22 protein-coding genes are annotated in these 24,025 nt (G+C 51.3%); 10 read left to right on the forward strand and 12 right to left on the reverse strand.

Going from position 1 to position 24,025, the window contains the following annotated elements:
• The first annotated feature begins 140 nt into the window (after nucleotides 1-140).
• Entirely contained in the window at nucleotides 141-1,565 is a 1,425-nt protein-coding gene (gene lpdA / locus ACQKDS_RS15785; protein ID WP_399672536.1) for a dihydrolipoyl dehydrogenase, read from the forward strand.
• A 95-nt stretch (nucleotides 1,566-1,660) separates the two neighbouring features.
• Here the strand turns inward: lpdA and ACQKDS_RS15790 are convergent, their stop codons facing one another.
• Nucleotides 1,661-1,783 carry a hypothetical protein gene (locus tag ACQKDS_RS15790; RefSeq protein WP_399672446.1) on the reverse strand — a complete coding sequence of 41 codons (123 nt, stop codon included), beginning with the start codon at nucleotides 1,781-1,783 and terminating at the stop codon, nucleotides 1,661-1,663.
• Between the two features lie 685 nt (nucleotides 1,784-2,468).
• On the opposite strand from ACQKDS_RS15790, the gene acnB reads away from it, so the two are divergent.
• Together acnB and yacL are read left to right on the forward strand one after the other, a co-directional pair.
• The gene (gene acnB / locus ACQKDS_RS15795; protein WP_399672444.1) at nucleotides 2,469-5,072 is read left to right on the forward strand and encodes a bifunctional aconitate hydratase 2/2-methylisocitrate dehydratase; all 2,604 of its coding nucleotides are present in this window, start codon (nucleotides 2,469-2,471) and stop codon (nucleotides 5,070-5,072) included.
• 312 nt (nucleotides 5,073-5,384) lie between these two features.
• Nucleotides 5,385-5,747, forward strand: coding sequence for a protein YacL (gene yacL, locus ACQKDS_RS15800; protein WP_399672442.1), 363 nt, complete (start codon nucleotides 5,385-5,387; stop codon nucleotides 5,745-5,747).
• Nucleotides 5,748-5,788: 41 nt separating this feature from the next.
• On the opposite strand, the gene ACQKDS_RS15805 is transcribed toward yacL, so the two are convergent.
• Both ACQKDS_RS15805 and ACQKDS_RS15810 read right to left on the reverse strand, forming a co-directional pair.
• Complete coding sequence (locus ACQKDS_RS15805) at nucleotides 5,789-7,099, reverse strand: OprD family outer membrane porin (RefSeq protein WP_399672440.1); 1,311 nt, start codon at nucleotides 7,097-7,099, stop codon at nucleotides 5,789-5,791.
• A gap of 101 nt (nucleotides 7,100-7,200) precedes the next feature.
• Entirely contained in the window at nucleotides 7,201-7,941 is a 741-nt protein-coding gene (locus ACQKDS_RS15810; RefSeq protein WP_399672534.1) for a histidine phosphatase family protein, read from the reverse strand.
• Between the two features lie 590 nt (nucleotides 7,942-8,531).
• Here ACQKDS_RS15810 and ACQKDS_RS15815 point away from each other — a divergent pair.
• A complete protein-coding gene (locus tag ACQKDS_RS15815) occupies nucleotides 8,532-9,902 on the forward strand; it encodes an alanine/glycine:cation symporter family protein (protein WP_399672438.1) in 1,371 nt (456 codons plus the stop codon).
• 141 nt (nucleotides 9,903-10,043) lie between these two features.
• Here ACQKDS_RS15815 and speD read toward each other — a convergent pair whose 3' ends face one another.
• From speD to ACQKDS_RS15830, 3 genes are all read right to left on the reverse strand, one after another.
• A complete protein-coding gene (gene speD / locus ACQKDS_RS15820) occupies nucleotides 10,044-10,865 on the reverse strand; it encodes an adenosylmethionine decarboxylase (RefSeq protein WP_399672436.1) in 822 nt (273 codons plus the stop codon).
• Between the two features lie 26 nt (nucleotides 10,866-10,891).
• The gene (gene speE, locus ACQKDS_RS15825) at nucleotides 10,892-11,749 is read right to left on the reverse strand and encodes a polyamine aminopropyltransferase (protein ID WP_399672434.1); all 858 of its coding nucleotides are present in this window, start codon (nucleotides 11,747-11,749) and stop codon (nucleotides 10,892-10,894) included.
• A gap of 133 nt (nucleotides 11,750-11,882) precedes the next feature.
• Nucleotides 11,883-12,230 carry a YacC family pilotin-like protein gene (locus ACQKDS_RS15830; protein ID WP_399672532.1) on the reverse strand — a complete coding sequence of 116 codons (348 nt, stop codon included), beginning with the start codon at nucleotides 12,228-12,230 and terminating at the stop codon, nucleotides 11,883-11,885.
• Between the two features lie 144 nt (nucleotides 12,231-12,374).
• On the opposite strand from ACQKDS_RS15830, the gene cueO reads away from it, so the two are divergent.
• Nucleotides 12,375-13,964, forward strand: coding sequence for a multicopper oxidase CueO (cueO, locus tag ACQKDS_RS15835; RefSeq protein WP_399672432.1), 1,590 nt, complete (start codon nucleotides 12,375-12,377; stop codon nucleotides 13,962-13,964).
• A gap of 180 nt (nucleotides 13,965-14,144) precedes the next feature.
• The gene (gene hpt / locus ACQKDS_RS15840) at nucleotides 14,145-14,681 is read left to right on the forward strand and encodes a hypoxanthine phosphoribosyltransferase (protein WP_071827054.1); all 537 of its coding nucleotides are present in this window, start codon (nucleotides 14,145-14,147) and stop codon (nucleotides 14,679-14,681) included.
• A gap of 47 nt (nucleotides 14,682-14,728) precedes the next feature.
• Here the strand turns inward: hpt and can are convergent, their stop codons facing one another.
• Nucleotides 14,729-15,391 carry a carbonate dehydratase gene (can, locus tag ACQKDS_RS15845; RefSeq protein ID WP_399672430.1) on the reverse strand — a complete coding sequence of 221 codons (663 nt, stop codon included), beginning with the start codon at nucleotides 15,389-15,391 and terminating at the stop codon, nucleotides 14,729-14,731.
• Nucleotides 15,392-15,580: 189 nt separating this feature from the next.
• On the opposite strand from can, the gene ACQKDS_RS15850 reads away from it, so the two are divergent.
• Together ACQKDS_RS15850 and ACQKDS_RS15855 are read left to right on the forward strand one after the other, a co-directional pair.
• The gene (locus ACQKDS_RS15850; RefSeq protein WP_399672428.1) at nucleotides 15,581-16,504 is read left to right on the forward strand and encodes an ABC transporter ATP-binding protein; all 924 of its coding nucleotides are present in this window, start codon (nucleotides 15,581-15,583) and stop codon (nucleotides 16,502-16,504) included.
• Nucleotides 16,501-17,271: an ABC transporter permease gene (locus tag ACQKDS_RS15855; protein WP_399672426.1), complete on the forward strand. Its 771-nt coding sequence runs from the start codon at nucleotides 16,501-16,503 to the stop codon at nucleotides 17,269-17,271. Before ACQKDS_RS15850 ends, ACQKDS_RS15855 begins: the two co-directional genes overlap by 4 nt.
• Before the next feature lie 84 nt (nucleotides 17,272-17,355).
• Here the strand turns inward: ACQKDS_RS15855 and panD are convergent, their stop codons facing one another.
• The 3 genes from panD to panB form a co-directional block, all read right to left on the reverse strand.
• Complete coding sequence (gene panD / locus ACQKDS_RS15860) at nucleotides 17,356-17,736, reverse strand: aspartate 1-decarboxylase (protein WP_399672530.1); 381 nt, start codon at nucleotides 17,734-17,736, stop codon at nucleotides 17,356-17,358.
• Nucleotides 17,737-17,859: 123 nt separating this feature from the next.
• Nucleotides 17,860-18,711: a pantoate--beta-alanine ligase gene (panC, locus tag ACQKDS_RS15865; RefSeq protein ID WP_399672424.1), complete on the reverse strand. Its 852-nt coding sequence runs from the start codon at nucleotides 18,709-18,711 to the stop codon at nucleotides 17,860-17,862.
• Between the two features lie 21 nt (nucleotides 18,712-18,732).
• Nucleotides 18,733-19,527 carry a 3-methyl-2-oxobutanoate hydroxymethyltransferase gene (gene panB / locus ACQKDS_RS15870; RefSeq protein ID WP_399672422.1) on the reverse strand — a complete coding sequence of 265 codons (795 nt, stop codon included), beginning with the start codon at nucleotides 19,525-19,527 and terminating at the stop codon, nucleotides 18,733-18,735.
• Nucleotides 19,528-19,692: 165 nt separating this feature from the next.
• Between panB and qseB the strand changes: the two genes are divergently transcribed.
• Together qseB and qseC are read left to right on the forward strand one after the other, a co-directional pair.
• On the forward strand, nucleotides 19,693-20,355 hold the full coding sequence (qseB, locus tag ACQKDS_RS15875; protein ID WP_399672420.1) for a quorum sensing response regulator transcription factor QseB: 663 nt from the start codon (nucleotides 19,693-19,695) through the stop codon (nucleotides 20,353-20,355).
• Entirely contained in the window at nucleotides 20,352-21,716 is a 1,365-nt protein-coding gene (gene qseC, locus ACQKDS_RS15880) for a quorum sensing histidine kinase QseC (RefSeq protein ID WP_399672418.1), read from the forward strand. The genes qseB and qseC overlap by 4 nt, the downstream gene beginning before the upstream one ends.
• A gap of 36 nt (nucleotides 21,717-21,752) precedes the next feature.
• On the opposite strand, the gene folK is transcribed toward qseC, so the two are convergent.
• Together folK and pcnB are read right to left on the reverse strand one after the other, a co-directional pair.
• Nucleotides 21,753-22,253, reverse strand: coding sequence for a 2-amino-4-hydroxy-6-hydroxymethyldihydropteridine diphosphokinase (folK, locus tag ACQKDS_RS15885; RefSeq protein WP_399672416.1), 501 nt, complete (start codon nucleotides 22,251-22,253; stop codon nucleotides 21,753-21,755).
• Nucleotides 22,254-22,365: 112 nt separating this feature from the next.
• Nucleotides 22,366-23,994 (reverse strand): polynucleotide adenylyltransferase PcnB, encoded by a 1,629-nt coding sequence (pcnB, locus tag ACQKDS_RS15890; protein WP_399672414.1) that lies wholly within the window; start codon nucleotides 23,992-23,994, stop codon nucleotides 22,366-22,368.
• Nucleotides 23,995-24,025 lie beyond the last annotated feature (31 nt).

The raw sequence follows: 24,025 nt of genomic DNA on the forward strand, positions 1-24,025 counted from the left end.
GGCGGCAAGCAAGTGAATCCTGACGAGCTGGCATCAGTCAGTGATTTGGGTGAATGAACGCAGCCAACACGATGTTAGCTTCAAGCATGATGGGTATAAAATGACGTCTGACCCGCCGGACAATCAAATAAGAGGTCATGATGAGTACTGAAATTAAAACTCAGGTCGTGGTACTTGGGGCGGGCCCAGCAGGTTACTCTGCTGCCTTTCGTTGCGCTGACTTAGGTCTTGAAACCGTTCTGGTTGAACGCTATTCCACACTGGGTGGGGTTTGCCTGAATGTGGGATGTATCCCTTCCAAAGCCCTGTTGCACGTTGCCAAAGTGATCGAAGAAGCTAAAGCACTGGCTGAGCACGGCATTGTTTTCGGTGAGCCAAAAACCGACATTGACAAAATCCGCACCTGGAAAGAAAAAGTCATTACTCAGTTGACCGGTGGTCTGGCGGGTATGGCGAAAGGCCGTAAAGTCAAAGTCGTAAACGGCTTAGGCAAATTTACCGGCGCTAACACCCTGGTAGTTGAAGGCGAAAATGGTGCGACCACCATCAATTTCGATAACGCCATCATTGCCGCGGGTTCTCGTCCGATCCAACTGCCATTCATTCCTCATGACGATCCACGCGTATGGGATTCCACTGATGCACTGGAACTGAAAAGCGTTCCTGAGCGTCTGTTGGTGATGGGCGGTGGTATCATCGGTTTGGAAATGGGCACCGTATACCATGCGTTGGGTTCTCAGATCGACGTGGTTGAAATGTTCGATCAGGTTATTCCGGCGGCGGATAAAGACGTGGTGAAAGTCTTCACTAAACGTATCAGCAAGCAATTCAACCTGATGCTGGAAACCAAAGTGACGGCGGTAGAAGCCAAAGAAGACGGCATCTACGTTACGATGGAAGGCAAAAAAGCGCCGGCGGAACCTCAGCGTTACGACGCGGTGCTGGTGGCTATCGGCCGTGTGCCAAACGGCAAACTGTTGGATGCCGGTAAGGCGGGCGTGGAGGTTGACGACCGTGGTTTCATCCACGTTGACAAACAGCTGCGCACCAACGTGCCACACATCTTTGCTATCGGCGATATCGTTGGTCAACCGATGCTGGCGCACAAAGGCGTGCATGAAGGCCACGTTGCGGCAGAAGTTATCTCTGGTAAGAAACACTACTTCGATCCGAAAGTGATCCCATCCATCGCGTATACTGAGCCGGAAGTTGCTTGGGTCGGTCTGACCGAGAAAGAAGCGAAAGAGAAAGGCATCAGCTACGAAACATCCACCTTCCCGTGGGCAGCTTCTGGCCGTGCTATTGCTTCAGACTGTGCGGAAGGCATGACCAAACTGATCTTCGATAAAGAAACGCATCGTATCATCGGCGGTGCGATTGTTGGCACCAACGGCGGCGAACTGCTGGGCGAAATCGGTTTGGCTATTGAGATGGGCTGCGACGCAGAAGATATCGCGTTGACTATCCATGCTCACCCAACGCTGCATGAATCTGTTGGTCTGGCTGCCGAGATCTACGAAGGTAGTATCACTGACTTGCCTAACCCGAAAGCCAAGAAAAAGTAATTTCTTTGCTTGAACGGTTGATAAACGGCGCCTATATAGGGGCCGTTTTTTTATGGGCGCCCGGTTAAAAGGCCGCTCAGCGAGCGGCCAGTAGCTTACTTGTTCTGAAGTATGAGATTCAGTGTGACGCTATTACCGGAAATCATCCAGCCACCTTCGCCAACGCCAAACGCAGACCCCAGTACAATGAGCAGGATAAAGAGCGAATTCCTTTTCATTGCGCAGTCCTTATTCAGGAACCACGACCACCGCGATCTCACCGGGAAAACCTCAGTGGAACAAGCGCCTTGTAGCACTTGTCTCGCAGTTGTTGCAGCACTGCTCTCAAGCCCGGCGGCCGGCTGCTAAACCGGTAGAACAGACCCGTAGTCAGGGTACACAAACAAGAGGGTTTTATCTTTCTTTTTGGTTGTTTTTTTAACCAATGTTGTGCACAATCATCTGGCCTTGTAGCGCTTGTATCGTTTTTTACGATGTAAGAAATCCGCTCGGTGCCTGCTAACACCGCACGGAACAAACAAACCGCTTTTATAGCGGTTTTTTTGTGTTCGTAGCTCATCTTTTTCCCGCAGTATATCGATAACCGTTGTAAAAGAATGGGTATTGTGATGTGCTCATTACGCTGAATAAGCGTATCCGATCGGTAGGCTGCGGACGGCAGTTTGTCAGGGTGACAGCCGATTACACTGTGCTCAACGATTCAGCAAAGATTTAATGTTGCTTTTATGTGAACGAATTAACAACCGATTCAAATCCTGATATGCTGGCTGAGCGCAACCGGGCACTGTACCTTACAGTCCAGGACATCGACAGCAGTGCCTCGTAATATTACCGTGCGCTAAAACCCGGTTTGAATATTGAGCGCCAGGCACAATAAATGACAATGAGAGCGAGGAGAAAGTCGTGCTAGAAGAATACCGTAAGCACGTGGCCGAGCGTGCTGCAGAGGGCATCGTCCCTAAGCCATTAGATGCAACACAAATGGCAGCGCTGGTTGAATCATTAAAAAATCCGCCAAAAGGCGAAGAAGAGTTTCTGTTAGACCTGCTGATTAACCGAGTACCGCCGGGCGTTGATGAAGCCGCCTATGTCAAAGCAGGTTTTCTGGCCGCTATCGTTAAAGGCGAAGCAACCTCTCCCCTGATTACCCCAGAAAAAGCCACTGAACTGTTAGGCACCATGCAAGGTGGCTATAACATTCACCCGTTGATTGAAGCGTTGGATAACGAAAAGCTGGCTCCGATTGCAGCTAAGGCGCTGTCGCATACGTTACTGATGTTCGACAATTTCTACGATGTTGAAGAGAAAGCCAAAGCCGGGAATCCGCATGCCAAGCAAATCATGCAATCGTGGGCCGATGCCGAATGGTATCTGTCACGTCCACAGTTAGCGGAAAAAATCACCGTTACCGTGTTTAAGGTGACGGGCGAAACCAACACCGACGATCTGTCTCCGGCGCCGGATGCTTGGTCGCGTCCTGATATTCCACTGCACGCGCTGGCAATGTTGAAAAACGAACGTGACGGCATTGTGCCCGATCAGCCTGGCAGCGTTGGCCCGATCAAGCAGATTGAAGAACTGAATAAAAAAGGCTTCCCGCTGGCGTATGTCGGTGATGTTGTCGGAACGGGGTCTTCGCGTAAATCTGCCACTAACTCGGTGCTGTGGTTTATGGGTGACGATATCCCGTATGTACCGAACAAACGCGGCGGTGGCGTGGTGCTGGGTGGTAAAATTGCCCCTATCTTCTTCAATACCATGGAAGATGCGGGTGCTTTGCCGATCGAAGTGGACGTGTCCGATTTGAATATGGGCGATGTGATTGACATCTTCCCGTATCAAGGTGAAGTGCGTAACCACGAAACCGGCGAACTGATTGCTAAGTTTGAGCTGAAAACCGATGTATTGCTGGATGAGGTGCGCGCCGGCGGTCGTATTCCGCTGATCATCGGCCGTGGGTTGACCACCAAAGCGCGCGAAGCATTGGGCTTACCGCAAAGTGACGTGTTCCGCATTGCCAAACCGGTTGCGGCCAGTAATAAAGGCTTCTCCTTGGCGCAGAAAATGGTTGGTCGTGCCTGTGGCGTTGCGGGTGTGCGCCCGGGGGAATACTGTGAACCGAAGATGACCTCGGTGGGTTCTCAGGACACCACCGGGCCGATGACCCGTGATGAACTGAAAGATTTGGCTTGTCTGGGCTTCTCAGCCGATCTGGTGATGCAATCGTTCTGCCACACGGCGGCGTATCCTAAGCCGGTTGATGTGACGACGCACCACACGTTGCCAGACTTTATTATGAACCGTGGCGGTGTGTCATTGCGCCCTGGCGACGGCATCATCCACTCTTGGCTGAACCGTATGTTGCTGCCTGATACCGTGGGCACGGGTGGGGATTCGCATACCCGCTTCCCGATTGGTATCTCGTTCCCGGCGGGATCGGGGTTAGTCGCGTTCGCCGCAGCAACCGGCGTTATGCCGTTGGATATGCCTGAGTCGGTGCTGGTGCGCTTTAAAGGTAAAATGCAGCCGGGTATTACGCTGCGCGATCTGGTGCACGCCATTCCTTACTACGCGATTCAGCAAGGTCTGCTGACCGTTGAGAAGAAAGGTAAGAAGAACATCTTCTCCGGTCGTATTCTGGAAATCGAAGGCTTGCCGGAACTGAAGGTAGAACAAGCGTTTGAACTGGCGGATGCGTCTGCCGAGCGTTCTGCGGCCGGTTGTACCATCAAACTGGATAAAGCGCCGATCGAAGAATACCTGAGTTCTAATATCGTGTTGCTGAAATGGATGATCTCTGAAGGTTACGGCGATCGTCGCACGCTGGAGCGCCGTATTCAGGGCATGGAAAAATGGCTGGCCGATCCGCAACTGCTTGAAGGTGATGCCGATGCCGATGCCGACTATGCCGCGGTGATCGAAATCGATCTGGCTGAGGTTAAGCAGCCCATTCTGTGTGCGCCTAACGATCCCGACGATGCGCGCCTGTTGTCCGACGTCGCCAACAGTAAAATCGATGAAGTCTTTATCGGTTCTTGTATGACGAACATCGGTCACTTCCGCGCTGCCGGTAAACTGTTGGATCAACACAAAGGCCAACTGCCGACTCGCCTGTGGGTAGCACCGCCTACCAAGATGGATGCGGCTCAACTGACCGAAGAAGGCTATTACAGCGTGTTTGGTAAGAGCGGGGCGCGTATCGAGATCCCCGGCTGTTCACTGTGTATGGGTAACCAGGCGCGCGTCGCTGATGGTGCCACGGTGGTTTCCACCTCAACCCGTAACTTCCCGAACCGCTTAGGTACTGGTGCGAATGTGTATCTGGCTTCGGCAGAGCTGGCCGCAGTGGCTTCTTTGTTGGGGCGTTTGCCGACGCCAGATGAATACCAGACTTATATGGAGCAGGTTGATAAGAGCGCGGCAGACACCTATCGCTACCTGAACTTTGATCGGTTGGAGCAATACACTGAAAAAGCGGATGGTGTGATTTTCCAGACGGCTGTCTAACAACGGTTTGGTAACATCGTCAACCAAGGGGCCGTGAGGCCCCTTTTTACATGCATCATGCCCTATTTTACCGGTTCCTATCTGGTATCGCCTTTTTCGGTGAAGGCCAAAACAGTCTCCTCCCATCCCCACATAATCTAATTATTTATCAATATATTGCCGTAGAGTCCTATGGCAGCAAGGTGCGGTAAGCGCAACAATGCCGCTTGATAGCTTCACATTGCTGGCGCAAGCCGTTATATTGCGCGCGCTCACTGAATAAGTGCCGAATTACCGATTAAACTAAAGAAAAAGGCCTCAGGAGGGCATGCTATGGATTACGAATTTCTGCGTGATGTCACCGGCCAGGTGTTAGTCAGATTTTCTATGGGGCATGAAGTCATCGGTCATTGGATTAACGAGGAAATTAAAGGCGATCTCAACTTGGTGGATCGTATCGAGGCCGGTGCGGCATCGGTAAAAGGCAGCGAGCGCCAATGGCAGCTCGACGGTCATGAATACACGTTGTTGATGGATGGTGAGGAAGTGATGATTCGCGCCAATCAGCTATCGTTTGAAGGCGATGAAATGGAAGAAGGAATGAACTATTACGACGAAGAAAGCCTGTCTTTTTGCGGTGTAGAGGACTTCCTGGCGGTGCTCAAAGCTTACCGCCACTTTATGCTGAATTATTGAGGCGATCGCCGCCCTGCATTGCGTTTTAGGGCGACGGCCGATTAGAGCAGTTTAAACCGATACTCTGCAATGAACTCTGCACTTAAAGAGTGCGAGGTGCGGTAATTTCCCTCGGTTAATAGCGGGGTTTTATTGTGATTCTTATACGACCAGCCCTGACCGAACATGGCGAATAGGCTAAAGTTTTTTAACCCCGCTTGAGACGGCTTCCAGCGGGTAAATGCGTTAATCTCACCGGTGCGCACCGTTGTACCTTGATAATCGAATTGACCATAGTTGCCCATTAGCCCGGCGATGAGATCTGCGCTCAGTCGGTATTCCAACTGGGTGGCTAACATGGTTTCGCCATCTCGCATATAATCCTCACCCGCATAGGCCATTGAGGTAAACGTCCCACGTGAGTGTTTTGACAGGTGCCGGGGATAAAAGCCTAATTCGCCGTTTCCTTTTGGCACGCGCGTATGACCGATGCCCAGTTTGATACTCCAGCGAGGCTCCTGCCACTTGGCATCTATCGCATAATGGTTAGCGTGGCGATCAAAATGGCGTTTACCTAATGCCATCGCTTTATACGCGGCTTGGGCTTGCGTGGTGTAAATTTGGCTGCCAAGGGTAAGTTGGTCAGTAGCCTGATAACGTATGTGGGCGATTTGCCGGCGTAAATAATGATGTGCTTCACCATAGGCGAGTTGGCCACTGAATCTTGTGTCTTGATAAGCGATTTCCGTGCTGGCCAGATGATTGATATAGCGGCCATCATTGGTTTGTAACCGTAAACTGTCGGGAGAGTTACGGTCGATAGAGCGCTCCACGTAAGCGCCTTTTAGTGAAAACCCTTGGTGTTTAATCCCCCCAGACCAACCTCGATAAGTTGTTGGAGATAAGCGATTTGATGTGGAGATCACGCCCTCATTACGTAACATTTGCCAACCTACGCGGGCATTAAGCTCAGTGTTACCGAGCGCGCCTTTCAGCTTGATCATGCGCTGGCCGAACTTACTGTATCCAGCCGCATTATGTTTGTTATTACCGCTGCCGTGATTATAAAGTACGCCGCGGGTATTAAAATAATCGCTGGCCCCCAGTTTTGCCGCACCGTAATAATCCACATCAATACCGATAACATCGGCCAAATAGCCAGAGTGATAATTCAATGCCATTCCTTGCCCCCAAGCATTGTGAACCTCTTTGGGGTTAGCCGCATCTTCCTTCAAGTATTTCCAATAGTTTTTAACCGATATCTCTGATGTAGCCTGTTCGAAGAATGCAGTGTGGGTAATATCGTAATTAGCGCTAGCCATTAATGGTAGCGTTAATAAAACAATAAAATTTAATAGAGTGCTTCGGTTCATTTTCCAGTCCTTGGGTGCAGGGAACCAACGCCAGAAGCAGTGGATTTCCGGCGAGGTCTTATTTGAGACGGTAAACGAGATCTTTCAATGTCTTGTTTTTATTATTTCGTGGCGTGTAATATTTCTTTCCCTTTAGCGACATAACTCATATCGCCAATATCCGTTACCGTATACTTTCCATTTTGATAGGTTATTTTGACCACCGCAGCATTTTCCAGCGGCTTATTTTTGGCTTTATTATCCGTCATGTCGGAGATCATCATCATCATAGATAACCCCGAAGAGACCGCCAATATATTGTTATCACCGGATTTCAGGGCATCCTGCACCATGCGCTGTAGCGCTTGTTGCGTACGTTCTTTGACTTGCTGTGCGTTCTCTGCCTCTTTCTTATCGTCACTGCGGCTAATGGCATCCACCATGGTAACGGCATCAATTTTATGTGCTGCTAATGCATTGAACATCGCGCTACCGGATGCCAACCCTAGCGTCTTGGCAGTGCGGTTCGCCATGTCGGCATTCGGCAGCCCCTCGAAGCCCCCAAAGAATACTTCTCGTAACCCGGGTAATTCCGTTACGTTGGCGTCAGTTTTGCCCATTTCACCTAAGATAACCTTCATGGTTTCACGTTGGCGCCCGGCATCACTGGTATAGTAATGACCAAATGGAATTCCCTTTAATCCCGCGCCGAGATAGCGTGCCGTTTCAATGCCGGATGGAGTCAGCGGTGAGTCGGCCCATCCTTGTACGCGATCGTAAGTATTCAAAATAGTTTTTCCATGGCGGGCAAAATAAATGGTGATGCTATCTGGTTCACTGGCAGTAACGTTAAATATGTTCATGGATGAAAGAATAAATACTGAAATCAGTAACCCGCTTTTTATTTTCATAAATATTCCTTGGTCAAAGTGGTTGCAACATGATGGATTATTTCTATTAATGTTTTCTGACCGTGAGAAAATTACTGCAAAAAAAAACCCAAACCGATGACAGCTTATTGTCATTAGGTTTGGGTTTTGCCTGTTGAATAACAGTAACAATCCACTTGATGCTTAAAATAACACCACAAAATAAAGAAGGGAAAGGGAAGCGTATTAATATTGTTTGAAAACGTGATAACTCTCTCGTTTTCCCGCAGAGAGTACCGACAAAGCAGTGAGGCGATGTGACTGTTGGCATTGGGCGGATGACTGCCTCCCGAGTGAAATGCTTACGGATTTAGGTGTCGTTTTGGCTGCCATCTCAGGTAGGAGATGAGTTTATGCTGAGTATTTGATTAATCGACATTTTTATACTTAATTATCATTGGGCCGCGTGATATACCACATACTTAGCGCGAAATTATTTTGTGTCTGCCCGCATTTTGGGTTACATGTTGTTAACAAATGTAAGTGGTATTTTAACAAGAAGCACTTAACAGCAGGGGGAATGGATGGATTGGGTGATAGCGGGGTTGTCTGCCATTAATGGTGTCGTTTGGGGTGTTCCAATGCTGATTGGCATTTTGGGCATCGGTATCTTTTTGCAGTTTCGGCTGGCATTTTTGCCGATTCGACGATTAGGTACAGGGTTTAAATTACTGTTTGAACGCAATCAGAATCGGGGTGATGGGCAAATTTCCCCCTTTAATGCGCTGATGACCGCGCTGTCTGCCACCATAGGTACCGGTAATATTGCCGGTGTGGCGACGGCGGTCGTGCTTGGCGGGCCCGGCGCGTTATTTTGGATGTGGATCACTGCATTAGTGGGGATGGCGACCAAATACTCCGAAGCGGTACTGGCCGTTCGTTATCGTGAAGTTGACTCACGCGGCCATTTTGTTGGCGGGCCGATGTATTACATTAAGCACGGCTTAGGCAAAAAGTGGATGTGGCTGGGGACGCTGTTTGCGTTCTTTGGCAGCATTGCGGGCTTTGGTATTGGCAATACCGTGCAGGCTAACTCGATCGCCGATGCATTAAACAGCAACTTTGGTATTTCAACCACGGTAACGGCCGCGGTATTGGTTGTTTTGGTGAGTGCCGTGTTGATTGGGGGAATTAAGCGGATTGCCGATGTGGCGGGCAAACTGGTGCCATTAATGACAGTGAGCTACTTCGGCGCCGGTATTATCGTCCTTGGGATGAACGTTTCCGAAATCCCTGCCGCATTTTCATTGATCATTACTTCAGCCTTTACGCCGGTTGCGGCACAAGGCGGCTTTGCGGGGGCGGCGGTATGGGCAGCGATTCGCTTCGGTGTGGCTCGTGGGGTCTTCTCTAATGAGGCGGGGCTCGGTAGTGCGCCCATTGCGCATGCGGCAGCGAAAACGCAAAACCCGATTCGCCAGGGCTTAATCGCCATGCTCGGCACATTCATTGATACGATTATTGTTTGTTCTGTCACTGGCCTGACGATCATTATCAGTGGTAAATGGATAAGTGGTGAAACCGGAGCGACACTCACGTCGTCCGCTTTCTCATCGATATTACCGGGTGGTAATTATATTGTTGCGGTGGCGCTGGCGATTTTTGCCTTTACGACCATTCTTGGCTGGAGTTTTTATGGTGAGAAATGCATTCAATATCTGTTCGGGCCAAAATTGATCGTGCCTTTCCGCATTGCTTGGATTGTGGCGTTACCAATTGGGGCCACGCAATCGCTGGAGTTCGTCTGGTTATTGGCCGATACGCTGAATGCGATGATGGCGATTCCTAACCTAATTGCTTTGGCATTGTTAAGCCCGGTGGTTTATCGCCTGACGCGTGAGCACATTAATAATGTGAATGATTCTGTGCCGATGGAAAAGAACAGCAATCAATAATGTGATGGAGCAAGTAGTGGGGCAGCTTTGGCTGCCCCTTATGTTTATACCTTCATACTTCACGTTGCTTGGGTGTTGGCTGCCTTCTTTCACCCTGGTCACATAGTTGGCTATGCTCCTAGGGACTCATTCAGTTTCCGCCTACAAGCAACTCGAATTATTTTGGGTATATACGTGCGGAATGTTTCGCCCGTAATAGATCTCCTGCATCTCTCTCCACAGCAGATCGGTAATCCTTTGCCGTTCTTGCTCACTCAACTGTTCCGGTTTCGCGTTAAACAGGTAGTGTTTCAGATCGAAATCTTTCAGTAGCATCTTGGTATGGAAGATATTTTCCTGATAAACGTTGACGTCCATCATGTGGTACAGCGACTTCATATCATCCGACATAAAGTTCTGGATCGAATTGATCTCATGATCGATGTAATGTTTCACGCCATTGACGTCACGGGTAAACCCGCGCACGCGGTAATCCATGGTGACGATATCCGATTCTAATTGGTGGATCAGATAGTTCAGCGCTTTCAGCGGGGATATCACCCCACAGGTTGACACCTCAATATCGGCACGAAAGGTGCACAAACCGCCTTCAGGATGGCTTTCTGGATAGGTGTGAACACAAATGTGGCTTTTATCTAGGTGCGCAACGACCGTATTGGGTAATGGGCCGGGATGTTCTGAGGTATCGACATCGTTGGGATCGACAGGTTCTTCGCTGACCAGAATGGTGACGCTAGCACCTTGTGGTTCATAGTCCTGCCGGGCGATGTTCAAAATATTGGCGCCAATAATCGAGCAGGTTTCGCTGAGGATCTCGGTCAGGCGGTTGGCATTATACTGTTCGTCAATGTAGGCGATATAGCCGTCGCGGTCATCCGCGGTCTTGGCGTAACAAATATCGTAAATACAAAAACTCAGGCTTTTGGTCAGATTATTGAAGCCGTGCAGTTTCAGCTTTTGCAATTTGGTTCACCTCCTTTAACGTCTTACTAAATGTTTAGAGCGTTGAGTAAATATTGTGGCAGGGCAAAGCTGCCAGTATGGATTGCCGGATTGTAATAACGGCAGTGTAAACCGCTTTGGTTAAAGCGTTGTTGCAGCGTAGCCATATCGAGCTGGCGTAGCGCCGGGTTTTGGCTGGCCCAAGCAAAGGTCATGATGCCACCGTAATAGGTCGGGATTGCCGCCTGATAGAAGCTGACGTCTGTAAAGTACGGGCTGAGGCGGGTGTGGCTGTTGATGGCCTCATCCTGCTGCAAGAAGCACACGCCGTTTTGCGCCACAAAGATACCACCTTCGTTCAGGCAGCGTGCGCAGCCTTCATAGAACGCCGAGGTGAACAAACTTTCACCGGGTCCGATCGGATCGGTGCAGTCAGAGATAATCACATCGAATTTTTCATCGGTCTGATTAACAAAGTTAACGCCGTCGTCAATCACCAGCTTAAAGCGCGGATCGTCATACGCTCCCGCATTATGGTTTGGTAAATATTGGCGACAGAATGTCACCACGCCGGCATCAATTTCTACCATCGTGATTTGCTCAACGCCTTGGTGTCGGCTGACTTCACGCAGCATAGCACCGTCACCGCCACCGATAATCAGCACTTTTTTGGCGTGGCCGTGTGCCAACAACGGCACATGCGTCATCATCTCGTGATAGATAAACTCATCGCGTTCGGTGGTTTGCACCACGCCGTCGAGCGCCATCACCCGTCCCAGCACCGGGTTTTCAAAAATGACCAAATCCTGATGCTCGGTTTTCTCGCGGTACAGTACGTTTTCTACCGAAAAGTACTGGCCGAAGTTGGCATGTAACGTTTCATACCAAATTTCTTTTTGCGTCATGTCGGGTTACTCCGTAATAACAGCCATGAAAAATTGGCGCAACATCATAGCTAACTCTACCTGCGGTTGCACGGCTGAATTTCAATCAAGTGGGGAGGATAACGGGAGGAGGGCGGCCAGATATCGGCCGCGTTTAGTTGGCGTAGGCCAGCAGGCTTAGCGAGTCGCGCGCCAAGGATTTGCACTTTTTAGCGGTAGGTATCGCAATACCACTGAGATCGCGGTAGCTGGCTTCGCCCAGGGCCTTCATATTGAAGCTATTATAATTGCTGAGGTCCCAGCGGTTTTGCTGAGCAAAGTAAACGATCGCGCGTTTGACTTGGAAGTTTGGCAAATCGTTATAGCCACATTCGTTCTTCAAATAAACGAACACGGTGGTCAGATCGGCGAGCTCTTCTGCCTCTGATTCATCCAGCGCCAAACTGGCGTTAGAAAACCCCAGCGTGGTCAGCAACAGTAGCGATATCGTTGTTTTTTTCATCATGAAAATAGACCTGTGTGTTGTTGGCAAACGTTATCACACTTGTCGCGGAAGGCACCAAACTTTATTAATACTTGACCTTCCGCTTGGGGGAAGGTTTAGGCTGGCCCGTCGAGCTATATCACTCAGTAAAGGGAGCCACAAATGTTACGCCGTGATTTTATTAAATTGACCGCCGCATTGGGTGCAGCAAGTGCATTGCCACTATGGAGCCGTGCCGCTTGGGCTGCCGATTTTCCTGCCCTGCCTATCCCGCCATTGTTAACGCCTAACGCGCAAGGAAAGCTGGCGTTGACGCTGCAAACCGGTGAAATGAACTGGTTACCGAACGCGGCCACCAAAACCTGGGGGGTCAACGGTGCCCTGTTGGGGCCTGCGGTACGTTTGCAACGCGGTCAACCGGTTACGGTAGACATCAACAATAACCTGCCGGAAGTGAGCACCGTGCATTGGCATGGTCTTGAGATCCCGGGTGACGTTGATGGTGGCCCACATGCGCTGATCCAACCGTCGACTCGCCGTACCGTCAGCTTTACTGTCGATCAACCGGCTGCCACCTGTTGGTTCCATCCACATACTCACGGTAAAACGGGCCAACAAGTGATGATGGGGCTGGGGGGATTGGTGCTGGTGGAGGACGAGGAAAGCGCAACGTTACCGCTGCCAAAAAGCTGGGGAAAAGACGATATTCCGGTGATCTTGCAGGACAAGCGGCTGGGAAAAGACGCGCAAATTGAATATCAGCTCGATGTCATGAGTGCAGCGGTTGGCTGGTTTGGCGACCGCATGTTCACTAATGGTGCGCAATACCCGCAGCATGTCGCACCGCGCGGTTGGTTGCGTCTGCGTTTGCTCAATGGTTGCAACGCGCGTTCGCTCAACGTGGCGGCGAGTGATAATCGTCCTTTATATGTGATCGCCAGTGATGGCGGCTTCCTTAACGAGCCGGTGAAGCTGACAGAATTACCCATGTTGATGGGGGAACGTTTTGAAGTGTTGGTTGATACCCGTGACGGCAAACCTTTCGACATTGTTACTTTGCCGGTAACGCAGATGGGGATGACGCTGGCACCGTTCGATCACCCTTTGCCTGTGTTGCGTATTCAGCCCTCTTTGGAGCAGGGGATGACATCTCTGCCTGACAGCCTGGTCAAATTACCGGTGCTGCCTGCCGTGGCGGGTATTCAAGAGCGTTGGCTGCAACTGATGATGGATCCGAAGCTTGATATGTTGGGCATGAAAGCGCTGATGGATCGTTACGGTCATCAGGCGATGGCTGGCATGAGTATGGACCACGGTCATATGCAAGGCATGGATCACGGCAACATGCAGGGAATGGATCATGGCAAGATGCAAGGGATGAATCATGCGCAGACGCCGTTTGATTTTAGCCATGGCAACAAGATCAATGGTAAAGCCTTTGATATGAATAAACCTATGTTCGCGGCTAAACGCGGGCAGTATGAGAAATGGACCATTTCCGGTGAAGGCGACATGATGCTGCATCCCTTCCATATTCATGGTACCCAGTTCCGTATTCTGACAGAAAACGGCCAACCGCCAGCGGCACACCGTGCAGGTTGGAAAGACACGGTGCGTGTAGAAGGGGCGCGCAGCGAAGTGCTGGTGAAGTTCAATCACCTGGCCAGTGCCGAAAATGCCTATATGGCACACTGCCATCTGCTTGAACACGAAGATACTGGCATGATGTTGGGCTTCACCGTCGACGCTTAATATCGCCGCCGTAGCGCGGTTTGCAGTAGGTATTGGCCAGTGGTTTCGCGGAGTTTACCGCTGCGTGACCTGTACGTTTGGCAATACATCAAAGAAAGTGATGGCGACGCACTCGCGTCGCCTCCGCAGTCAGGCTATGTTAAACTCTGCGCCTTTCTTCCGGCAACTGACCTGAAAACTATGAAACACACTGTAGATGTAATGATTTCCGAGCAGGAAGTTAAGACCCGAATCGCCGAACTTGGCCGCCAGATCACCGAACATTACCGCGACAGCGGCAGTGACATGGTGTTGGTCGGTTTGCTGCGTGGTTCGTTCATGTTCATGGCTGATTTGTGCCGTACCATTGAGGTGCCACATGAGGTCGATTTCATGACGGCATCAAGCTATGGAAGCGGCATGTCCACCACCCGCGACGTGAAAATTCTCAAAGATCTCGATGAAGATATTCGGGGTAAAGACGTGCTGATCGTCGAAGACATTATCGACTCGGGTAATACGCTGAATAAAGTGCGCGAAATTTTAGCGTTGCGAGGGCCGAAATCGCTGGCGATCTGTACGCTGCTGGATAAGCCGGAGCGTCGTGAAGTTGAGGTGCCGGTAGAATATGTTGGCTTCTCGATTCCAGATGAGTTCGTGGTTGGTTACGGCATTGACTATGCGCAACGCTATCGTCATTTGCCTTATGTTGGCAAAGTGGTTCTGCTCGACGAATAATCCGGTGTTGTTGTAGGGCGCGGTTAACCCGCGCCCGTAACGTTGGATCAGCCTTTTAGGCCTCTTTCTTGCAAGATCGTGGAGATCGCTTTGCGGTAGCCCATTTCTAGGCTCTCGCGGCTGGTCGCAACCACTTCCAGATCGCGCAATCGGCCATCCTGAATGCCGTAAACCCAGCCGTGAATCATGACTTTTTGTCCGCGCTTCCAGGCTGACTGCATGATGGTTGAGTGCCCAAGGTTGTACACCTGCTCGATCACGTTGATTTCACACAACACGTCCAGACGTTGCTCTGGCTCCAGTTCACCCAGTAACGAGCTATGCTTGAACCACAGATCGCGGATGTGCAGCAGCCAGTTGTTAATCAATCCGAGCTCTGGGTTTTCGACTGCGGCCTGAACGCCGCCACAGCCCAAGTGACCACAGATGATGATGTGTTCAACTTCGAGCACATCGACGGCGTATTGCACCACGGACAGACAGTTTAAATCGGTATGGATCACCAGGTTTGCCACGTTACGGTGGACAAACAGTTCCCCCGGCTCCAGCCCGGTCAGGCGTTCGGCGGGGACTCGGCTGTCAGAGCAACCAATCCAAAGAAAACGCGGCTTTTGCGCTTGTGCTAAACGCTCAAAAAAACCTGGATCTTCCTTATTGATATTGGTGGACCAAGCTTGGTTATTAGCGATAAGTTTTTCGATTTCTTTCATGGAGGTTATTGGCCTGTAACGAACAGTTTGCGTTGGGGTAATATAGGGCATGCGTCACAATTTTGAAATCGGAACAGTGAGGTTGACCGCACGGATTCGACTCAGTGAAAGCGCTGCTGATGATAAGATGCTCTCGACTCTTGATAAAATACAGCAGCATAGCCATCGTCATAAGGTACTCTCTAATCTATGAATTATGCACTGGAACTAGCGCAATTGACCAAGGTTTACGCCGGTGGCGTCAAGGCATTGCGCGGTATCGATTTGAATGTGGAAGCCGGGGACTTTTACGCCCTGCTGGGGCCGAATGGCGCAGGAAAATCGACCACTATCGGCATTATCAGCTCTCTGGTAAACAAAACTGCCGGCTCCGTCCGCGTGTTTGGTTACGACATCGATAAAGACATCGTCAACGCCAAACGCCAACTGGGCTTGGTGCCGCAAGAATTTAACTTCAACCCGTTTGAAACCGTGATGCAAATTGTGGTCAATCAGGCCGGTTACTATGGCGTAACGCGCCGGGAAGCGTTGGAGCGAGCGGAAAAATACCTAACGCAACTCGATCTGTGGGGTAAACGCAACGAGCGGGCGCGCATGCTATCCGGTGGGATGAAGCGCCGCCTGATGATCGCGCGTGCGCTTATGCACCAGCCCAAGTTGTTGATTCTTGATGAGCCAACCGCCGGTGTGGATATTGAGCTGCGTCGCTCAATGTGGGGGTTCCTGAAAGAGCTGAATGCGCAAGGCACCACCATTATTTTGACCACTCACTATCTGGAAGAAGCAGAAATGCTGTGCCGTAACATCGGTATCATCCAGAACGGTGAACTGGTGGAAAACACCTCAATGAAGGGGCTTTTAGCCAAGTTGAAGTCAGAAACGTTCATTCTTGACCTGGCATCAAAAAGCCCATTACCGAAGCTGGATGGCTACATCAGCCGCTTGGTGGATACCTCAACCCTTGAGGTCGAGGTCATGCGTGAACAAGGTCTGAATGGCTTGTTTAGTCAGTTGAGCACGCAGGGGGTGCAGGTGTTGAGTATGCGTAACAAAGCTAACCGACTGGAAGAGCTGTTTGTCACCCTGGTTAATGGGAATGGAGAAAAAGCATGACACGTTTGTATTGGGTGGCATTGCAAAGTATTTGGGCCAAAGAAATCAACCGCTTCGCGCGGATCTGGATACAAACGCTGGTGCCTCCAGTTATCACCATGACGCTGTATTTCATCATTTTCGGTAACCTGATTGGTTCACAGATTGGCGATATGCATGGTTTCACCTACATGCAATTTATCGTTCCCGGCTTGATCATGATGGCGGTTATCACTAACTCCTACGCTAACGTGGCGGCCTCGTTCTTTAGCGCTAAATTCCAACGTAACATTGAAGAGTTGCTGGTGGCGCCGGTTCCGACGCACGTCGTCATTGCCGGTTATGTGGGGGGCGGTGTGGCACGTGGCATCTGTGTCGGGATATTGGTGACGGCCATTTCGTTGTTCTTTGTCCCGTTGCAAATTCATGCCTGGTGGGCGATTACCGTCACGTTACTGTTAACGGCTATCCTGTTTTCGCTTGGTGGCTTGCTCAACGCGGTGTTTGCTAACACTTTTGATGATATCAGCCTGATCCCGACCTTTGTGTTGACGCCATTGACCTATTTGGGCGGTGTGTTTTATTCGCTGTCGCTGTTGCCGCCATTCTGGCAGGCAGTATCGAAGCTGAACCCGATTGTTTATATGATCAGCGGATTCCGTTACGGCTTTTTGGGCATCAGTGATGTGCCGTTGGCCCTCACCATGGCGGTGTTGGTGGCGTTTATCGCGGTGTTTTATTTGTTGGCGTGGTACTTGATCGAGCGTGGTCGCGGTCTGCGCACCTGATAGGCACAATTTCCCCGCGTTATATCGCGCGGGGAAATGGCATGATGGTGTTGCGATGCTTTTATTGAGGCATCGCTTTTCCCGTCAGGCGACCTGAACCGGTACTGCTTTTGCTTTACGTTGCAGTTGGTTGTCACCTTCAAAGTAGGCCACTTTCGGATGATGCTGGCGAGCATCGGCATCACTCATCTGCACGTAAGAACAGATAATTAGCTTATCACCCTCGCAGGCACAACGTGCTGCCGCACCGTTTACCGAAATAATACGTGAACCGCGTTCCGCGGCGATAGCATAGGTAGAAAAACGCTGACCGTTATCAACGTTATAAATATCAATGGCTTCATACTCTAAAATGCCTGCTGCTTCCAAAAAATCCTGATCGATAGCGCAGGAGCCTTCATAGTGCAAATCGGCCTGAGTCACTTTCACCCGATGCAGCTTGCCTTGTAGCATAGTACGTATCATCGCTTTACCTAACTTAATATCGGCCTTCACAGGCGTTGGAATGAATAAAGGTATCGTCACCGATAACCCCGGAATTGTCTACTTTAAACCAAGTGTATAGATGACATTTGTGCAAAAAAACAACTACGTTAAATCAACTTGCTGGTTATCGATCAGACGTGCTTTACCTAGCCAGGCTGCCATCAGCACCACCGCCCGTTGGCTGTCAATGCTGAGTGGTTGCAGGTTGTCGGCATCGCGGATAAACAGTTCGTCCGGTGTGAAGCCCGCCGCCCGCAGTTTATCTGCCGCCTGAGCCAGTAGCTCATCCACGTGACGCTCACCGTTGCCCAGTTGTTCAGCTAACGCGTTCATGATCTTACTGAGCTGCGGTGCGATTTTTCGCTCTGCGGCCGTCAGATACCCATTGCGCGAACTGAGCGCCAAGCCGTCTTTAGCTCGTACGGTTGGGACACCGACGATATCAATGTCATAACCCATATCGGCCACCATTTTGCGGATCAACGCTAACTGTTGGTAATCCTTTTCACCGAAGCAGGCCAAATCCGGTTGTACCAGGTTGAACAACTTACTGACAATGGTTGATACGCCGCGGAAATGGCCAGGGCGACTGGCACCTTCCAGCAGGGTAGACAGGCTCGGTACGTCAACGTAGGTCTGTTGTTCAAGCCCTTGCGGGTAAACTTCGGCTGGCGCGGGGGCAAAGACCAAATCGACATTACGGCGCGTTAGTTTTTCACTGTCTTCTTGCAGCGTCCGCGGATAATTGTTGAGATCTTCCGGGCGATCGAACTGCATCGGGTTGACAAAAATACTTACCACCACCACATCGCCACGCGCACGCGCTTCATCGACCAATGTCATGTGGCCTTCGTGCAGGTTGCCCATGGTAGGCACCAGCGCAATACGCTTACCTTCTTGACGCCAGCGGCGTATGTGTTGGCGCAGCAAGGGCAGAGTTTGGATAATCAACATAAAGGCTCCCGGGGCGGTGATTTAGTTGAAAGAGTGTTCGGCGGCAGGGTAAATGCCCTGTTCGACTTCTTGAATATACTGTTGCACAGCGCTGCGAAGATCGCCGCTTTGCGCCAAAAAGTTTTTGGCAAATTTTGGCGTATGGCCGCCGGTAATCCCGAAGGCATCATGCATCACCAGAATTTGACCGTCGGTGCCATTGCCTGCGCCGATTCCAATCACCGGGATGCTGAGCATAGCGGTGATCTTACTCGCCAGTTCGCTGGGCACGCATTCCAATACCAGCAGCTGTATCCCGGCTTGCTCCAGATTCTTCGCGTCTTCAATCAGTTGGTTAGCTGCTTGCTCATTGCGGCCTTGGACTTTGTAACCGCCGAAGAGATTGACCGACTGTGGCGTTAATCCCAGATGGCCGCAAACCGGGACGGCGCGTTCCGCTAACATTTTCACCGTGTCACACAACCAACTGCCGCCTTCGATTTTTATCATATTGGCACCGGCGCGCATTACTTCGGCCGCATTGGCAAAGGTTTGCTCTGGTGTGGCATAGCCCATGAACGGCAAATCTGCTAATAACAGACAGGCTGGTGCACCACGTCTCACGGCTCGCGTATGATAAGCGATGTCGGCAACGGTGACCGGCAGCGTTGAGTCGTGGCCTTGCAGCGTCATCCCTAATGAATCGCCGACCAGCAACAGCTTTATGCCTTGTTCTTCAAACAGTTTGGCAAAGCTGGCATCGTAAGCGGTCAGTGTCGCAAACTTGCGCTGTTGCTGTTTCCATTGACGTAAATGGGTCACGGTGGTGGGTTTCATCACGGGCCTCCTAAGGCGCGCCAGACAGGGTAGGTTGGCGCGGGCTACAAAAAAGAGAAATCATTCTACTGTAACCCTTCGGGGGTGGGTAGCGACGATAAAGATGATTAAGATGTTCTTAAGCACCTTGTGATGTAATCGAAGAAAATCAAAAAAAGGACGCTCATGAGAATTCTGCTGATTGAAGACGATACGATTATCGGGGATGGCATCAAGGCTGGGCTGAGCAAAATGGGCTTTACCCTTGATTGGTTTACCGATGGCGTGACGGGTCGGCAAGCTTTGAGCAGTGCGCCGTACGATGCGGTGATCCTCGATCTCAGCCTGCCCGGCATGGATGGGCTTGAGCTGCTGCGAGTGTGGCGGCGAGCAGGGCACGATGTGCCGGTGCTGATTCTGACCGCACGCGACGCATTGGAGCAACGGGTTAATGGCTTGCACAGCGGCGCTGATGATTATTTATGTAAGCCGTTTGCGTTGGCCGAGGTTGCCGCGCGCCTGCAGGCATTAATTCGTCGCCGCCACGGGCAACTGACGCCACAGTGGGTACACGGTAAGCTGGTGTTTGATGCTGCTGCACGTAGCGTCACGTTGGAAGGTGAATTGGTGACGCTAACGCCGCGTGAGCTGGCGGTGCTGGAGTTGTTATTACATAACAAAGGGCGGGTACTGGCGCGGACGCAGATTCAGGAGAAGCTCTACAATTGGGATGATGACGTCAGCAGTAACGCGGTGGAAGTGTATATTCACCATCTTCGGCGCAAGTTAGGCAATCATTTCATTCGTACCGTGCACGGCGTGGGGTATACGCTGGGGGATGAACAATGAAACGCCTGAGCCTGCGCGTACGTCTGAGCCTGATCTTCAGCCTATTAGCTCTGGTTACCTGGTGCATTGCCAGCGTAGTGGCCTGGAACATAACGCGTCACAATATCAACGAAGTGTTCGATACGCAGCAAATGTTGTTTGCCAAACGGTTGGCGACCGCCAACCTCAGCGATTTATCAACCGAGTTTCACGCCCGTAGTTTACCGAAGACGAAAAAGTGGGTGCGTCACGGCAAGCGTGGCGAGCAAGAAGATGATGCTCTGGCGTTTGCTATTTTCGATCGCAGTGGAAAAATGTTGCTGAATGATGGTGAAAACGGTGCGGATATTCAGTTCGATGATGAGCATGAAGGGTTTACCGAAGGCCGGCTGAAAGGGGACGGCGATCGCTGGCGGTTAGTTTGGTTAACCAGTCCGAACGGACAACAGCGCATTGTCGTCGGGCAGGAGGCTGATTACCGGCAGGACATGGCGTTGGCGTTGGTGACCGGCCAGCTCACACCGTGGTTAGCGATGTTACCCCTCTTAATTGTTTTGATGGTCTTGCTGGTTGGTCGCGAATTGCGGCCGCTGCGAAAAGTGGCTATGGCGTTGCAACAACGTGCGCCCGATGACGCAACGCCGATCAATGCCCAACAGGTACCCACCGAAGTGCGGCCACTAATCGACGCTCTAAATACGTTATTCGCGCGTATCGGAGCCATGCTGTTACGGGAACGGCGTTTTACCTCTGATGCCGCTCATGAACTGCGTAGTCCGCTGGCGGCACTACGGGTACAAACCGAGGTGGTACAACTGGCGGGCGACGATGCCGACATGCGTGAACATGCGGTCGAAAACCTGACCGTCAGCATCGATCGGGCGACACGGCTGGTGGATCAGCTATTGACCTTATCGCGCTTGGATTCGTTGACGAATCTTGATGACTTGCAACCGATCGACTGGGCGCATTTAGTGTCTGCTACACTGGCTGAACAGGATTATCAGGCTCATGCGAACGGTATAACGCTGCGTTATCAACAGCGTGGAACGCCATCATTGCGCCTAGGGCAGCCGTTATTACTGTCATTGTTGGTACGCAACGTGGTGGAAAATGCACTGCGCTATACGCCTGCGGGCGGCACGGTGATGGTCACACTCAATGAGCGTGAGTTACGGATTGAAGACGATGGCCCCGGGGTCACGGAGGAGCACTTGTCGCGTTTAGGCGAGCGTTTCTATCGGCCACCGGGGCAAGCGCAACCCGGCAGCGGTTTGGGGTTATCGATCGTCCAACGTATTGCTGGCTTGCATGCAATGCGCGTGAGTTTTGCCAATCGACACAAAGGGGGATTGGCCGTGGTGGTGAATCTGTCGCGCTAGTTCAGAAAACTGCGCGTGGCATCTTTGCGACCGGTGTCAGGCTTTATGCCACAGTGTCATGCCGTTCATCGGTACCCGCTTTAGGCAGTCGGCCAACGGTTCACCATCGGGCAGAATCAGATCGGGCGCGATTTCAGCCAACGGATAGAGCATGAACTCGCGCTCTTTCAGGCCGTAATGCGGTACTGTCAGGCGATCGGTATCAATCACCTGATCGCCATACATGAGCATGTCGAGATCCAGCGTACGTGGCCCCCAACGCTCATCTTTGCGCACTCGCCCCTGATTACGCTCTATCGCTTGAGTGTGATCGAGCAGTTGCTCTGCGGGCAGTAACGTATCGACGGCGACCACCGCATTGAGGAAGTCAGGCTGGTTTTGCGGCCCTAACGGTTTGGTGCGATAAAATGAGGAACACACGACCAGTTTGGTGCGTGGGACATGCTCCAACGCTTCAAGCGCGGTATTCACCTGCTGCAGCGGTTGCTCCAGATTACTGCCGAGCGCGATATAAACTCGAAAGAATTCGCTTTGCATCAAGGCCTCAACTGAGCGAATGCCCAGCCGCTTAGCGGACTAAGTGGCTGAGAAGAATAGAGGCAGGCAACTAATACGTCATTCGCTGTGTGAGCGCGCGTGACGACGATCATTATGCCCCTTCTTTACGTGGTGTCTTGCGGCGTGGGCGGCGCTGACGCGAACGACGCGGTGCTGGATCTTCGCCCAAGGTGCTCAACATGGTTTTCTGCTGTGCCGGTGTGGCATCTTGGAACTCATCCCACCATTCGGCTAAACGCAGCATTTCTGGATTGTTTTCAACTTGGGCGCGCAGCGCTAACAGATCGTAAGCCGCACGGAACTTAGGATGTTCCATCAATTTGTGGGCACGCTTGCCCTGACGGCGCGACAGACGCAGTTGCAGCTGCCAAATATCACGTACCAGTGTAGTAATTCGTTTCGGAATGGCCAGTGAGCGGCACTGCTCATCCAAGACATCATTCATCGCCAATGCAAAGGCATCGTAATACGCTAAACCACTTTCCTGCGCCAATTTCTGTGCGTGTTCCAATAACGGATACCACAGCATCGCCGCAAACAAGAAGGCCGGATTGACGCGCATGTCATTCTGTAAACGGTGATCGGTATTTTTCAACACCTGAACCAGAATGCGCTCCATCGGCGTATTATGATTTGGCGTAAAGTTACGGGCAATCAGCGGGAATAACGGTTGGAATAACTGGTATTCACACAGTTTCAGATAGGTCGGGAAACCATAACCGGATTGCAGTAGTTTGAGCGATTCTTCAAACAGGCGCGCGGGCGGAATTTCATGCAACAGGGACGCCAGACGCGGGATAGGTTCGGCGGTTTCATCACTGATTGACATGTCCAGCTTGGCGGCGAAGCGCACCGCTCGCAGCATTCGCACGGGATCTTCGCGGTAACGGGTTTCTGGATCGCCAATCAGGCGAATCACGCCCTGCTGCAAATCGCGCATGCCCCCGACATAATCACGCAGGGTGAAATCCGCGACGCCGTAGTACAGGCTGTTAATGGTAAAGTCACGTCGCTGGGCATCTTCTTCGATCGAACCAAAGATATTGTCACGCAGCAGCATGCCATTTTGGGCTTGTTGAGAGGAATTTTTGTCGTGTTCCGGTTTTTGTTCGTGGTGACCACGGAACGTCGCGACCTCAATGATTTCTGGCCCGAACATCACGTGTGCCAAACGGAAACGACGGCCGACCAACCGACAATTACGGAACAGTTTACGTACCTGTTCCGGCGTGGCGTTGGTGGTAATATCGAAATCTTTTGGCTTTCTGCCAAGCAATAAGTCACGTACGCCGCCGCCAACCAGATAAGCTTCGTAGCCGGATTTGTTCAGACGATAAAGCACCTTCAGCGCATTTTCGCTGATATCTTTACGCGAGATTGAATGCTGTTCGCGAGGGATGACGGTCATTGGGCGCGTTCCCTCTGCGGCAGACAATGGCGGACGTTTACGCGTCGCAGGGCGACGAGCGTGTTGATCTCTGCCGCTGTCGGCAGGGCGCCGTTGCGGCGCGACGGACGGTTTTACCGCCACGTTTTCTTCGCGAACGGCGTTTTTATCGCTGGCCGGCGTTGCTTCGCGGGCTTGCTTGTCATCGCGGATTAGTACCTTACGGCAGAAATTGGCTACTCGGGTAAAAATGGTACACCTCGATAGTGACTGATAAAAATGGCGCTTCCCTTCATATACTAAGCGTAGCGGCGCGGGATGTTTTTGTGACACGGCTACGGCTTAAAATCTACTGGGTATTTAA

It is taken from the genome of Serratia sp. NPDC078593, assembly GCF_050268245.1.
Classification (GTDB): Bacteria; Pseudomonadota; Gammaproteobacteria; order Enterobacterales; family Enterobacteriaceae; genus JBNNGK01.

What these genes read in the sequence shown, in the direction of transcription:
- yacL (WP_399672442.1), top strand. Translation starts at nt 5,385, where the DNA reads ATGGATTACGAATTTCTGCGTGATGTCACCGGCCAGGTGTTAGTCAGA.
- ACQKDS_RS15855 (WP_399672426.1), top strand. Translation starts at nt 16,501, where the DNA reads ATGACACGTTTGTATTGGGTGGCATTGCAAAGTATTTGGGCCAAAGAA.
- ACQKDS_RS15830 (WP_399672532.1), bottom strand. Translation starts at nt 12,230, where the DNA reads ATGAAAAAAACAACGATATCGCTACTGTTGCTGACCACGCTGGGGTTT.
- can (WP_399672430.1), bottom strand. Translation starts at nt 15,391, where the DNA reads ATGAAAGAAATCGAAAAACTTATCGCTAATAACCAAGCTTGGTCCACC.
- qseC (WP_399672418.1), top strand. Translation starts at nt 20,352, where the DNA reads ATGAAACGCCTGAGCCTGCGCGTACGTCTGAGCCTGATCTTCAGCCTA.
- lpdA (WP_399672536.1), top strand. Translation starts at nt 141, where the DNA reads ATGAGTACTGAAATTAAAACTCAGGTCGTGGTACTTGGGGCGGGCCCA.
- cueO (WP_399672432.1), top strand. Translation starts at nt 12,375, where the DNA reads ATGTTACGCCGTGATTTTATTAAATTGACCGCCGCATTGGGTGCAGCA.
- hpt (WP_071827054.1), top strand. Translation starts at nt 14,145, where the DNA reads ATGAAACACACTGTAGATGTAATGATTTCCGAGCAGGAAGTTAAGACC.
- ACQKDS_RS15815 (WP_399672438.1), top strand. Translation starts at nt 8,532, where the DNA reads ATGGATTGGGTGATAGCGGGGTTGTCTGCCATTAATGGTGTCGTTTGG.
- qseB (WP_399672420.1), top strand. Translation starts at nt 19,693, where the DNA reads ATGAGAATTCTGCTGATTGAAGACGATACGATTATCGGGGATGGCATC.
- panB (WP_399672422.1), bottom strand. Translation starts at nt 19,527, where the DNA reads ATGAAACCCACCACCGTGACCCATTTACGTCAATGGAAACAGCAACAG.
- panC (WP_399672424.1), bottom strand. Translation starts at nt 18,711, where the DNA reads ATGTTGATTATCCAAACTCTGCCCTTGCTGCGCCAACACATACGCCGC.
- ACQKDS_RS15810 (WP_399672534.1), bottom strand. Translation starts at nt 7,941, where the DNA reads ATGAACATATTTAACGTTACTGCCAGTGAACCAGATAGCATCACCATT.
- ACQKDS_RS15850 (WP_399672428.1), top strand. Translation starts at nt 15,581, where the DNA reads ATGAATTATGCACTGGAACTAGCGCAATTGACCAAGGTTTACGCCGGT.
- ACQKDS_RS15805 (WP_399672440.1), bottom strand. Translation starts at nt 7,099, where the DNA reads ATGAACCGAAGCACTCTATTAAATTTTATTGTTTTATTAACGCTACCA.
- ACQKDS_RS15790 (WP_399672446.1), bottom strand. Translation starts at nt 1,783, where the DNA reads ATGAAAAGGAATTCGCTCTTTATCCTGCTCATTGTACTGGGGTCTGCG.
- folK (WP_399672416.1), bottom strand. Translation starts at nt 22,253, where the DNA reads ATGCAAAGCGAATTCTTTCGAGTTTATATCGCGCTCGGCAGTAATCTG.
- panD (WP_399672530.1), bottom strand. Translation starts at nt 17,736, where the DNA reads ATGATACGTACTATGCTACAAGGCAAGCTGCATCGGGTGAAAGTGACT.
- speE (WP_399672434.1), bottom strand. Translation starts at nt 11,749, where the DNA reads ATGACGCAAAAAGAAATTTGGTATGAAACGTTACATGCCAACTTCGGC.